The 12,485-nt window shown below is 69.1% G+C and carries 11 protein-coding genes; 1 reads left to right on the top strand and 10 read right to left on the bottom strand.

All coding sequences use genetic code 11. From position 1 onward, the window contains the following. The coding region (locus R1101_RS0107400; protein ID WP_016932816.1) for a Tex family protein at window positions 1-2,239 on the bottom strand (2,239 nt) is incomplete at its 3' end. A gap of 196 nt (window positions 2,240-2,435) precedes the next feature. On the opposite strand from R1101_RS0107400, the gene R1101_RS0107395 reads away from it, so the two are divergent. Further along, the gene (locus tag R1101_RS0107395; protein ID WP_232284697.1) at window positions 2,436-3,422 is read left to right on the top strand and encodes a class A beta-lactamase-related serine hydrolase; all 987 of its coding nucleotides are present in this window, start codon (window positions 2,436-2,438) and stop codon (window positions 3,420-3,422) included. 18 nt (window positions 3,423-3,440) lie between these two features. Here R1101_RS0107395 and trmD read toward each other — a convergent pair whose 3' ends face one another. The 9 genes from trmD to ftsY form a co-directional block, all read right to left on the bottom strand. Then, window positions 3,441-4,148: a tRNA (guanosine(37)-N1)-methyltransferase TrmD gene (gene trmD, locus R1101_RS0107390; protein ID WP_016932814.1), complete on the bottom strand. Its 708-nt coding sequence runs from the start codon at window positions 4,146-4,148 to the stop codon at window positions 3,441-3,443. 3 nt (window positions 4,149-4,151) lie between these two features. Then, the gene (gene rimM, locus R1101_RS0107385) at window positions 4,152-4,739 is read right to left on the bottom strand and encodes a ribosome maturation factor RimM (protein WP_016932813.1); all 588 of its coding nucleotides are present in this window, start codon (window positions 4,737-4,739) and stop codon (window positions 4,152-4,154) included. A gap of 10 nt (window positions 4,740-4,749) precedes the next feature. Further along, entirely contained in the window at window positions 4,750-4,992 is a 243-nt protein-coding gene (locus R1101_RS0107380) for an RNA-binding protein (RefSeq protein ID WP_006550954.1), read from the bottom strand. Further along, complete coding sequence (gene rpsP, locus R1101_RS0107375) at window positions 4,992-5,438, bottom strand: 30S ribosomal protein S16 (protein WP_016932812.1); 447 nt, start codon at window positions 5,436-5,438, stop codon at window positions 4,992-4,994. Before rpsP ends, R1101_RS0107380 begins: the two co-directional genes overlap by 1 nt. Before the next feature lie 239 nt (window positions 5,439-5,677). Further along, a complete protein-coding gene (gene ffh / locus R1101_RS0107370; RefSeq protein WP_016932811.1) occupies window positions 5,678-7,246 on the bottom strand; it encodes a signal recognition particle protein in 1,569 nt (522 codons plus the stop codon). A 114-nt stretch (window positions 7,247-7,360) separates the two neighbouring features. Beyond that, complete coding sequence (locus tag R1101_RS0107365; RefSeq protein WP_026002991.1) at window positions 7,361-9,874, bottom strand: [protein-PII] uridylyltransferase; 2,514 nt, start codon at window positions 9,872-9,874, stop codon at window positions 7,361-7,363. Then, window positions 9,864-10,202, bottom strand: coding sequence for a P-II family nitrogen regulator (locus R1101_RS0107360; RefSeq protein WP_016932809.1), 339 nt, complete (start codon window positions 10,200-10,202; stop codon window positions 9,864-9,866). The genes R1101_RS0107365 and R1101_RS0107360 overlap by 11 nt, the downstream gene beginning before the upstream one ends. A 63-nt stretch (window positions 10,203-10,265) precedes the next feature. Continuing rightward, window positions 10,266-11,570: an ammonium transporter gene (locus tag R1101_RS0107355; RefSeq protein WP_016932808.1), complete on the bottom strand. Its 1,305-nt coding sequence runs from the start codon at window positions 11,568-11,570 to the stop codon at window positions 10,266-10,268. A gap of 213 nt (window positions 11,571-11,783) precedes the next feature. Beyond that, on the bottom strand, window positions 11,784-12,485 hold a 702-nt coding region (gene ftsY / locus R1101_RS0107350; RefSeq protein ID WP_016932807.1), incomplete at its 5' end, for a signal recognition particle-docking protein FtsY.

Here is a 12,485-nt window from a genome sequence, read left to right as displayed (position 1 = left end):
GCCCGCTGCCCTGGTTCCCGCCGCTCCGGTTCGCAGGCCGCCGGGCACCTCCGCGCGGCTGATCTCCGGATTTCTCGGCGTCCGGCGCGGGAATCTCGTCGTCGAGTCGCAGTGTCAGACCGATACGTTGGCGGGCGACGTCGACCTCGAGGACCTTCACCTTGACGACCTCGCCGGACCGGACGACGTCGTGTGGATCCTTCACGAAGCTGCGCGACATCGCGGAGACATGGACGAGGCCGTCCTGGTGCACTCCGACGTCGACGAACGCGCCGAACGCCGCGACATTGGTGACCACGCCCTCGAGGACCATGCCGGGCTTCAGGTGGGCGACCTTCTCGACACCGGCGGCGAAGGTCGCGGTCTTGAACTCGGGACGCGGGTCGCGGCCGGGCTTCTCGAGTTCGGAGATGATGTCGGTGACGGTCGGGACACCGAAGCGGTCGTCGGCGAATTCGTCCGGCCGCAGCTTCCGCAGAGTGGCGGTGTTGCCGAGGAGTTCGCGGACGCTGCTGCCGGTCCGGTCGACGATCCGGCGCACCACGGGGTACGCCTCGGGGTGCACCGCGGACGCGTCGAGCGGATCGTCGCCGCTGGGGATGCGCAGAAAGCCCGCGCACTGCTCGAAGGCCTTGGGGCCGAGACGCGGAACGTCCTCGAGCGCGGTCCGCGCACGAAACGGACCGTGCTGGTCGCGGTGGGCGACGATGCTCTCCGCGAGCGACCCGGTGATACCCGAGACCCGGGACAGCAGCGGGACCGACGCCGTGTTGACGTCGACACCGACGGCGTTCACCGCGTCCTCGACCACCGCGCCCAGCGACCGCGCGAGCATCGTCTCGGACACGTCGTGCTGGTACTGGCCGACACCGATCGACTTCGGGTCGATCTTGACCAGTTCGGCGAGCGGGTCCTGCAGGCGGCGCGCGATGGAGACCGCACCGCGGATGGACACGTCGAGGTCCGGAAGCTCCTTGGTGGCGTACTCCGAGGCCGAGTAGACGGACGCTCCCGCCTCCGACACCACGATCTTGGTCAGCCCGGGCACCTTCGCCAGGGAGACGAGTTCGGTTGCGAGAGCGTCGGTCTCACGCGACGCCGTGCCGTTGCCGATCGCGATCAGTTCGACACCGTGCCGCGCGACCAGCGCGGCGAGCACCGCGAGGGCCTCGTCGCGCTTGTTGTGGGGCTGATGCGGATAGATGGTGGTGTGGTCGACGACCTTGCCGGTCGCGTCGACGACCGCGACCTTCGTCCCGGTGCGGTAACCGGGGTCGAGGCCCATCGTCGGGCGGGTGCCGGCCGGGGCAGCGAGCAACAGATCCTTGAGGTTCGCGGCGAACACGTCGACCGCGTCCTTTTCCGCGGACTGCCGCAGCCGCATCCGGATGTCGAGTGCGAGCGACATCTGCAGTTTGGTACGCCATGCCCACCGGACGGTGTCGAGGAGCCACGTGTCGGCGGGGCGCCCCTCGTCGGCGATGCCGAAGCGGGTGGCGATCCGTCCCTCGTAGTAGCTACGTTCGCCGGGGACGGGCTCGTCGGCCTCGGGATCGAGCGACAACGAGAGCACCTCCTCCTTCTCCCCGCGCAGGAGAGCGAGGATGCGGTGCGAGGGGAGCTGGGTGAACGGCTCGGAGAACTCGAAGTAGTCGGAGAACTTCGCGCCGTCGATCTCCTTGCCGGAACGCACGGTGGCGGTCACCTTGCCGCGCGTCCACATCGCCTCACGCAGTTCGCCGACGAGATCGGCGTCCTCGGCGAAACGCTCGACGAGGATGGCGCGCGCACCGTCGAGCTGCTCGGGCGTGTACCCGGCGGGATCGGTGGTGGGATCACCGATGAGCGCGTCGGCGACGGGTTCGTGACCGGCCTCACGGGCGATCTGCGCCTTGGTACGCCGCTTCGGCTTGAACGGCAGGTAGATGTCCTCGAGCCGAGCCTTGGTGTCGGCGAGCATGATCTGGCCACGCAGCGCGTCGTCGAGCTTGCCCTGCGTCTCGATCGACTCGAGGATCGCGGTGCGGCGCTCGTCGAGTTCGCGCAGATAGCGGAGGCGTTCCTCGAGGGTGCGTAGCTGGGCGTCGTCGAGCCCGCCGGTCGCCTCCTTGCGGTAGCGCGCGACGAACGGCACGGTCGCACCTCCGTCGAGCAGACCCACGGCCGCAGCGACCTGGTCTTCGCGGACGTCGAGTTCCTGGGCGATCCGCCGGTTCACGGTGTCGAGTTGGGTCGTCACGTCGAACGACCCTACAGTTGCCGTCCCCGGCCGCGCCCGTGACCGCATGGGGCGCCCCCGCGCCCGTGACCACATGGGGCGCCCCGCGCCCGTGACCACATGGGGCGCCCCGCGCCCGTGACCGCATGGGGTCCCTGCAGGATCCCGAGTGGACCGGCGCTATCGTCCACAGCACAATGGAATGCAGGGACCGGACATGAAGCGCAGACGCGGACGCGCACGATCGGGCGCGATGATGCTGTGCACGGCCGCCACACTGGTCGTATCCGGCTGCGATTCCATGGATCCCCATCCGCTCCCGCACGAGGCGCTCGGCCTCGCCTCGATCGCGGACGCCGGTCTCGACGAGCGCAGCGTCTCGCTGTCGACGGCCGAGCTCCCCCGGCAGATCGACGCCGCCGTCGCGCTCGCCGACAGCCGGGGAGCGCGCCTCACCGTCGCCGTGCTCGACCGTCAATCCGGGACCCGCGTCGTCGGCGGATCGGACGAACCCTTCGAGACGGCCTCTACGGTGAAGCTGTTCATCGCCGAGGAGGTCCTGTACCGCGAGGCGGTGGGCGAGGTGACGCTCGCCGACGAGGACCGGGCATTGATCCGTTCGATGCTGCGGTCGTCGGACGACAACGCCGCGACGGTTCTGTGGGAGGCCTACGGCGGTCCCGAGATCGTCGAGCATGCCGTGGAACGGCACAATCTGACCGGTACGACTCCCCCGGACCCGGGGTCCTGGTGGTGGAACACGACCACGACGGCGTCGGACATGCTGACCTGGTACGACGATCTGCTCGGCGACAGCGCGTCGGGCGAGGAGAGTGCGGTCCGGATCGTCGGCCACCTGTCGGAGTACACCGACGAGGGTGTCGACGGATACGACCAGAGCTTCGGGCTCCCCGAGGGCGTCGACGACTCCACCGATCTGGGCGTGAAACAGGGGTGGATGTGCTGCCTGGCCGGTGAATGGCTCCATCTGTCCACAGGTTTCCTCGGCGACGACCACCGGTTCGTGGTCGTGGTGGCCGCACGGGAAGCCGTCACCTACGACGAGTCGGATCCCTTGTACGAGACGGGATTCCTGCCCGACACGGCGCTCTACGACGCGACCGACGACGGCAGCGCGCAGCACGCGCGCGAGACGGTCACGCTGGCGGTCGAGACGACCCTCGGAACCGGCCACCGCCCCTGAGAGCGGACCGATCCGGCGTCAGTCGTCGGACGGGAGCAGATCGGGGCGCCGCTCACGGGTGCGCTCCAGCGACTGCTCGTGGCGCCAGCGAGCGACCTTGCCGTGGTCGCCGGACATCAGCACCGGCGGCACCTCGAGATCGCGCCACACTGCCGGCCGGGTGTAGCTCGGGCCCTCGAGAAGCCCGTCGGAGAACGAATCCTCCTGGTGCGACTGCTGATTGCCGAGCACACCGGGCAGCAGCCGGACGACCGCCTCGACCATGACGAGCACGGCGACCTCACCGCCGATGAGGACGTAGTCGCCGATGCTCACCTCTTCGACGCGCACGCGCCGCGCGGCATCGTCGAACACGCGCTGATCGATACCCTCGTACCGTCCGCACGCGAAGACGATCCGCTTCTCCTGCGACCAGCGTTGCGCGGTGGCCTGATCGAAGCGGCGACCGGCGGGGGTCGGAACGACGAGCAGCACCTCGGGATCGGTCTCGCCGTCGGGACCTGCCAGCACGTCGTCGAGCGCCGGCCCCCACACCGTGGGTTTCATGACCATGCCCGGTCCGCCGCCGTAGGGCGAATCGTCGACGGCCTTGTGCACGTCGTGCGTCCAGTCGCGCAGGTTGTGCACACCGACGGAGATCAACCCCTTGTCGATCGCCTTGCCGAGCAGCGCGACGCGCAGAGGTTCGAGATATTCGGGAAAGATGGTGACGACGTCGAGCCGCACGGACTACTGCTTCCCCTCGCTCGACTTCTTCTTGGACGGGGGTTCGCCGAAATCGGGGTCGAGCAGACCGTCGGGCGGATCGATCTCGATGACACCCTCGCGGACCGACACCGTCGGCACGATCTCGGTGACGAACGGGATCAGCAGCTCTCCGCGCTCCTGCCCGGCACGCCGGATCGACAGCAGTTCGCCTGCCGCGGTGTGCAGGACCTCGCGGACGGTGCCGATCTCGGTGCCGCCGTCGGGGCGACCGGCGACGATCCGCACCGTCAATCCTTCGAGTTCGTGGTCGTAGAACTCGTCCGGATCGTCGGACGGGGGCAGATCGGCGCTGTCGACGACGAACAGCACCCCGCGCACTGCGTCGGCCGCGTCGCGACCGTCGATGCCCTGCAGGCGCAGCAGAAGCCGCCCGGAGTGTTCCCGGGCGGCTTCCACTGTGTACTCCTGCAGGTGCTTGTCGCGAGGCTTGCGGCCGCGCAGGACCGCGCCGACGGCGAAGCGTTCCTCGGGTTCGTCGGTGCGAACCTCGACGACGACTTCGCCTCGAATGCCGTGCGATTTGGCCACACGGCCCACGACGAGCTCCATCGGCGCTCGCCTAGCGGTCGGTGTCGACGACGTCGACACGGATACCCCGGCCACCGATTCCGGTGACGAGGGTCCGCAGAGCGGTCGCGGTGCGACCGCCCCGGCCGATGACCTTGCCGAGGTCGTCGGGATTGACGTGCACCTCGACGGTGCGGCCCCGACGGCCCGCGATCAGGTCGACGCGGACGTCGTCGGGATGGGCGACGATTCCACGAACGAGATGCTCGACGGCATCGGCGACCACGGCGCTCATTACTCGGCGGCCTCGGTGGACTCGGCCTCGGTGGACGCCTCGGCGGCCTCTTCCTTGGCAGCCTTCTTCTTCTTGGGCGTGACGGCCTCGGCGGCCGGCTCGTTCTCGGCCTGCGCGAGAGCGGCCTGGAACAGCTCGAGCTTGGACGGCTTGGGCTCCGCCTTCTTCAGGGTGCCCTCGGCGCCCGGCAGACCCTTGAACTTCTGCCAGTCACCCGTGATCTTGAGGAGGTTGAGGACCGGCTCGGTCGGCTGTGCGCCGACGGCCAGCCAGTACTGCGCACGCTCCGAGTCGATCTCGATCAGCGAGGGCTCTTCCTTCGGGTGGTACTTGCCGATGGTCTCGATCGCCCGGCCGTTGCGACGGGTGCGCGAGTCCGCGATGACCACGCGGTACTGCGGGTTGCGGATCTTGCCGAGACGGGTGAGCTTGATCTTGACAGCCACTGCTGCTTCTCCTTCGGGGTGCGCCGAGGCGCGTGTCACGTGCAATTCGGACGACGCGCCCTTCTGGCACGCCCGGTTTTGCCACCAACCTGTGACCGCCGCGCGGTACGTAACCGGATGCGACGACAGCGAACCATTCTGCCAGACGCGCGAGCCAGGACGAAACCGGCACCCGGTGACCCCGCGCACGCCTCGCGGTTGCGCTGTCACAGGCGCGGGACTGTCGTCCCGGGCCCGGCTCAGTTCTTGGGGAACTTCAGCTTCGACAGGTCGAAGTTCTCCAGACCCGGAGGCAACTCGTCGAGCCCCTTCGGCATCTTCGACAGGTCGGGCATTCCGGCCGGCATGCCACCCGGCAGACCGGGGAAGCCGCCGGGCATACCGCCCCGCACCTTCGGCGGCGTCGGTCCGCGACCGCCCTTCTTCCCCTTCTTGCCCTTCTTGCGCTGGTTCCTGCGCGCACCCGGCATGCCCATCTGGCCGGCCATCGCGGTCATCATCTTCCGGGCCTCGAAGAACCGGTCGACGAGCTGGTTGACGTCGGAAACCTTCACGCCGGAACCGTTGGCGATACGCAACCTTCGCGAGCCGTTGATGATCTTCGGGTTGGCGCGCTCCTCCGGCGTCATGCCGCGGATGATCGCCTGGATTCGGTCGAGCTGCTTCTCGTCGACGTTGGCGAGGGCGTCCTTCATCTGCCCGGCCCCGGGCAGCATGCCGAGGAGGTTGGCGATGGGCCCCATCTTGCGCACAGCCATCATCTGCTCGAGGAAGTCCTCGAGGGTGAGCTCGCCGGAACCGATCTTGTTGGCGGTGGCCTCGGCCTGCTCGGCGTCGAAGACCTGCTCGGCCTGCTCGATCAGGGTGAGCACGTCGCCCATACCGAGGATGCGGCTGGCCATGCGCTCGGGGTGGAAGACGTCGAAGTCCTCGAGCTTCTCACCGGTGGACGCGAACATGATCGGCCGGCCGGTGAGCTCACGGACGCTGAGCGCGGCACCACCGCGGGCGTCGCCGTCGAGCTTGGTGAGTACCACGCCGGTGAAGCCGACGCCCTCGCGGAACGCCTCGGCGGTGCTCACGGCATCCTGACCGATCATCGCGTCGAGGACGAAGAGCACCTCGTCGGGCTGCACGGCGTCGCGGATGCCCGCGGCCTGCGCCATGAGTTCCTGGTCGATACCGAGGCGACCGGCGGTGTCGACGATGACCACGTCGTACTGCTTGGTGCGCGCCTCGGCGATGCCCTGCTCGGCCACGGCGATCGGGTCGGCGGCCGTGACACCGAGCTCGTTCTCGCCGCCGCCGACGGACGTGCCGGGGTGGGGAGCGAAGACCGTGACGCCGGCCCGCTCGCCGACCACCTGCAGCTGGGTGACCGCGCCGGGACGCTGCAGGTCGCAGGCGACCAGCATGGGCGTGTGCCCCTGCGCCTTGAGCCACTTCGCGAGCTTGCCCGCGAGGGTGGTCTTACCGGCACCCTGCAGACCGGCGAGCATGATGACCGTCGGTGGGGTCTTCGCGAACTGCAACCGCCGGGTCTCGCCACCGAGGATCCCGACGAGTTCCTCGTTGACGATCTTGACGACCTGCTGGGCCGGGTTGAGCGCGCCGTGCACCTCGGCACCCTTGGCGCGCACCTTGATCTTCTTGATGAACTCGCGCACGACGGGCAGTGCGACGTCGGCCTCGAGCAGGGCGAGCCGGATCTCGCGGCAGGTCGCGTCGATGTCCGCGTCGGACAGCCGCCCCTTGCCGCGCAGGTCCTTCAGGACCCCTGTCAACCTGTCGGAAAGGGATTCGAACACCGAATGCGCTCCTGAGCTCTGACGAAGATGCGGACAATGCTGCGAACCAGGGTAACCGCTCGCGATCCGTCGCGACCGCGGGTGGCCACGCCGTGCGGCGGGCCACCCGCGCGGTCACGATGCGCCGGCGGCCGCGGCAGGTCCGGGAGCGGGCAGGACGGCGAGGAGTTCCCGTTCGAGATGTTCCCGGGAGACACGGCTGTGGGCGCCGGCGAGATCGACACAGAACGAGTCGATCACGGTCGAACCCAGTGTGCTCACCCGCGCCCACCGCACGTCGGCCCCGACACGCTCGAAGACGTCCGCGAGACGACACAGCAGACCGATCCGGTCCTCCGAGCGGATCTCGAGCACCACCTGGTCCGACTCGGACCCTTCGAACCAGATGATCCGCGGCGGCGCGAGCGCGGCGCCGACGGGGACCGCCCGGGCCGTTCGTTCGGGAAGGCGGCTCTCGCGTTCGGCGCGGTCCTTGGCCTCGAGCGCACCGAGCAGATCCAGGTCGCCGGATCGCGCCCGCACGAGTTCCTGCCGGAGCAGTGCCGCCTCGGGCGGTGAGCCGAACCTCGGGGCCACCACGAACGTGTTGACCGTGCTGCCTGCGTGGCTGCCGATGGAGGCCGACAGCACGCGCAGACCGTGCAGCGAGAGCACCCCGGCCTCGTCGGAGAGCACACCCCTCTCGTCGGGGGCGAGGAAGGTCGCCGTGAAGCTGCGGCCGTCCTCACGCGGTTCGAGTGCGACGTGCAGGGCACCGTCCTCGGCGAGGTTCGCGAGGACGGGATCGATCGGATCCGGTGCGGGCAACTCGTCGCCCGCCATCATCATCCGGCAGCGGCGCACGAGTTCCCGGATCAGCGACGCCTTCCAGTCGCCCCAGACCCCCGGGCCGGTGGCCTGGGAATCCGCTTCGGCCAGGGCGTGGAGGAGGTCGAGCAGCACCGGATCGCCGTCGAGGGCGTCGACCACTGCCGCGACCGTGTCCGGATCGTCGAGGTCGCGCCGGGTCGCGGTGTGCGGCAGGAGCAGGTGGTGCCGCACCATCGCGGTGAGCAGCGTCAGATCCGAGGGCCACACTCCCATCCGCCGCCCGATCTGCAGGGTCAGCTCCGCACCGACCACGCTGTGATCACCGCCGCGCCCCTTGCCGATGTCGTGCAGCAACGCCCCGAGCACGAGCAGGTCCGGACGGGCGACCCGCGTGGTCAGTTCGCTCGCGTAGACGGCGGTCTCGACGAGGTGCCGGTCGACGGTCCACGTGTGGACGGCGTCACGCGGCGGCAGGTCGCGTACCGCACCCCATTCGGGGAGCAGGCGCCCCCACAGTCCGGTCCGGTCCAGCGACTCGACGACGTCGACCGCACGGCGCCCCGAACCGAGCAGCACCAGGAAGTCGTCCAGGGCTTCGCGAGGCCAGGGTTCCCGCAGTTCCGGGGCATGATCGGCGAGCCGGGTGAGTGTGGCCGCCGAGACCGGCAGACCGGCCTGCGCGGCCGCCGCGGCGACTCGCGTGGTCAGGCCCGGATCCCGACGCGGATGCGCGTCCCGCGCGAGGGCCACCTCTCCCCCGTGCTCGACGACCCCTTCGTCGAGGGGACGCCGCACCGGTCCGCGACGCAGCCGCGACAGACCTTTCCGCGGCAGCGAGTTGGCCGCGGTGCGCAGACCGACGTCCACGGAATAACTGATGGTGCGGGCCGATTCGGTGAGCACCCGGGCGAGATCGAAGCGGTCGCCGATCCGCAATGCCGCGGCGATCTCGTCCGCGTCCTGCGCACGCAACTGGTCGCGGGAGCGACCGGCGACGCGGTGCAGTTCGGTGCGTACGTCGAGCAGTCGCCGGTGGGCGGCCGCGAGGCCACCACCGGGGACGTCCGGTCCGAGCCCCGGCATGCCGTCGGTGAGCTGCGCAACGGACAGGGCATTGAGCAACTGCACGTCCCGCAACCCGCCGCGACCGCTCTTGAGGTCGGGTTCGGCTCGGTGGGCGATCTGCCCGCTGCGCTGCCATCGCGCCTCGGTCATCTCGATGAGTTCGTCGAAGCGGGACCGGATGCCGGTCCGCCACTGACGTCGTACGCCGCCGATGAGGAGATTGCTCAGCTGGGCGTCGCCCGCGATGTGGCGCGCCTCGAGCATCCCCAGCGCGGCCGTGAGATCGGAGGAGAACACCTGGAGGGCCTGGGGCACCGTCCGGACACTGTGGTCGAGCTTGATGTGCGCGTCCCACAGCGGGTACCAGAGCCGGTCGGCAACCTTCGACACGACGGCCGGCGCCATGTCGTCGTGGAGAAGGATGAGGTCGAGGTCCGAGTACGGGAGCATCTCGCGACGACCGAGACCCCCCACCGCGACGATGGCGAAACCGCCCTCGCGCCTGATGCCGAGTTCGGAGCCCTTCGTCGTCAACCAGAATTCGTGCAGGTCCACCAGGGCGTGGCGCAGGGCCGCGGTGTCGAGGCGGCGGCTGCGGGGGCCGCCGGAGAGCAGGGCGTCACGGGCTGCCGTGAGATCGGCGGCTCCCGCGGGTGCGGGCGTGCGGGCCGAGGACACCGAAGGCCCCGACCCCACTGCCGGCGCAGCGGGATCAGGGCCTCGAGAGTCGGACCCCTGGGGGTCAGAGCGCATCCGAACCTCGTTCTCCGGTGCGGACCCGGACCACGCCTTCCACCGGGGTGACCCACACCTTGCCGTCGCCGATCTTCCCGGTACGGGACGCCTCGACGATGGTCTCGACGACCTTGTCGACAACGGAGTCGTCCACGACGACCTCCACCCGGACCTTGGGGACGAAGTCGACGGAGTACTCGGCTCCGCGGTAGACCTCGGTGTGGCCCTTCTGGCGGCCGTACCCCTGCACCTCGCTGACGGTCATTCCGAGCACTCCGGCCTGCTCCAGGCCGGCCTTGACGTCCTCGAGCGTGAACGGCTTGATGATCGCCGTGATCAGCTTCATTTCCTCATCCTTCCCAGAGCCCGCTGGCCGCTGTCATCCCTGCTCGCTGTCGTGGTCTTCTTATCACTTGAGAGCCGGCGCGAAGTCGTATGCGGATTCCGCATGTTCGGCTTCGTCGATACCGCGGGCCTCTTCTTCGTCGCTCACACGCCAGCCCATCGGCTTGAGTGCGAAGGCGATCACGGCGGTGACGATCGCGGTGAACACCAGGGCGACGACTGCGATGACGATCTGGATGACGAGCTGCTTGTAGTCGCCACCGTAGAACAATCCTGTCTCGGTGCCGAGGAAGCCGATGGCGACCGTCCCCCACAGGCCCGACACGAGGTGGACACCCACGACGTCCAGCGAGTCGTCGTAACCGAACTTGTACTTCAGGCCCACGGCGAGAGCGGACAGGACGCCGGCGACGACACCGAGGGCGATCGATCCGACCGGGCTCAGCGAGCCGGCAGCGGGCGTGACGGCCACGAGACCGGCGACGGCACCGGACGCGGCACCGAGGCTGGTGGCCTTGCCGTCACGGATGCGCTCGGTGAGGAGCCAGCCGAGGATGGCGGCCGCGGTGGCCGTGGTGGTGTTGACCCAGGCCAGGCCTGCGAGGCCGTCGGCCGCGAATGCCGAACCGGCGTTGAAGCCGAACCATCCGAACCACAGCAGTGCGGCGCCGAGCATGACGAACGGCAGGTTGTGCGGGCGGAAGGCGGTGCGTCCGAAGCCGGCGCGCTTGCCGATGACGATCGCCAGGACGAGAGCCGCGATACCGGCATTGATGTGCACGACCGTACCGCCGGCGAAGTCGATCGGGGCCACCGAAGCGACGACCTCTCCGCCGTCGTCGACGGTGCCGAACAGTGCGGCTGCGATGCTGTCCTCGGAACCCGACAGCAGACCGCCACCCCACACCATGTGGGCGAGCGGGAAGTAGGCACAGGTCACCCAGATCGCCGCGAACGCCATCCACGTACCGAACTTGACGCGCTCGGCCAGCGCACCGCTGATCAGTGCGGTGGTGATGATCGCGAAGGTCACCTGGAAACCGATATCGATGATCTGCGGGTAGTTGCCGAGACCGGCGAGGAATTCCCCGTCCTCGCCGTAGATGGCGCCCTGCAGACCGAACTGCTCGAACGGGTTCGCGAAGATGCCGAGCACGTTCTGGGTTCCGTAGGACATCGACCAGCCCCACAGGACGTAGATCACCGCGATGACCGCCATGGACCCGAACGACATCATCATCATGTTCAGCACGGACTTGGACCGGGACATCCCACCGTAGAAGAACGCCAGGCCCGGGGTCATCAGCAGCACGAGGGACGCAGCCATCAGCATCCACGCCGCGTCGCCTGTGTTCACCACTTCCTCCACTTGCAACCTCCCTGTAGGCCGCGCCGATCGGCACGTTGTCGAGGGAAAGCTTGCTGCCCGGATGTTTCCGTGGAGGCGCCGCGCTGTTTCGTGGGCGTGAACGCAGGAACCGACCTTGTTTCATCCTTGTTTCACACTTCGGACACGGCACCCCGCCGACGAAACCGGCCGCTGTCCGCACGAGCGGACAGCGGCCGGAGGACCCGGGACGGATCAGCCGAGCAGAGCGTCGACGAACGCCTCGGGTTCGAACGGAGCGAGATCGTCGGCGCCCTCACCGAGACCGACGAGCTTGACCGGGACGCCGAGCTCGTGCTGCACCTGGAAGACGATGCCGCCCTTGGCGGTGCCGTCGAGCTTGGTGAGCACCACCCCGGTGATGTCGACGACGTCGGCGAACACGCGGGCCTGCATCAGGCCGTTCTGGCCGATCGTCGCGTCGAGGACCAGCAGCACCTCGTCGACGGCAGCCTTCTTCTCGACGACGCGCTTGACCTTGCCGAGTTCGTCCATCAGGCCGGTCTTGGTGTGCAGGCGTCCGGCGGTGTCGACGAGGACGGCGTCGACACCGTTGTCGATGCCCTTCGCCACGGCATCGAACGCGACCGCGGCGGGATCGGCGGCCTCCTTGCCGCGGACGACCTCGGCACCCACACGCTCGGCCCAGGTCTGGAGCTGGTCGGCGGCCGCGGCACGGAAGGTGTCGGCGGCACCGAGCAGCACCCGTCGTCCGTCGGCGACGAGCACGCGCGCGAGCTTGCCGGTCGTCGTGGTCTTGCCGGTGCCGTTGACGCCGACGACGAGGAGAACCGCGGGATGGTCCTCGTGCGGGAGCGCCCGGATGGAACGGTCGAGCTCCGGACGGAGTTCGTCGACGAGCACGCTGCGCAGCACAGCCCGGGCGTCGGCCTCGCT

It is taken from the genome of Rhodococcus sp. R1101, assembly GCF_000278445.1.
Classification (GTDB): Bacteria; Actinomycetota; Actinomycetes; order Mycobacteriales; family Mycobacteriaceae; genus Rhodococcus; species Rhodococcus gordoniae.
The sequence above is the reverse complement of the archived record's forward strand: the minus strand, read 5'-3'. Positions and strand labels throughout refer to the sequence as shown.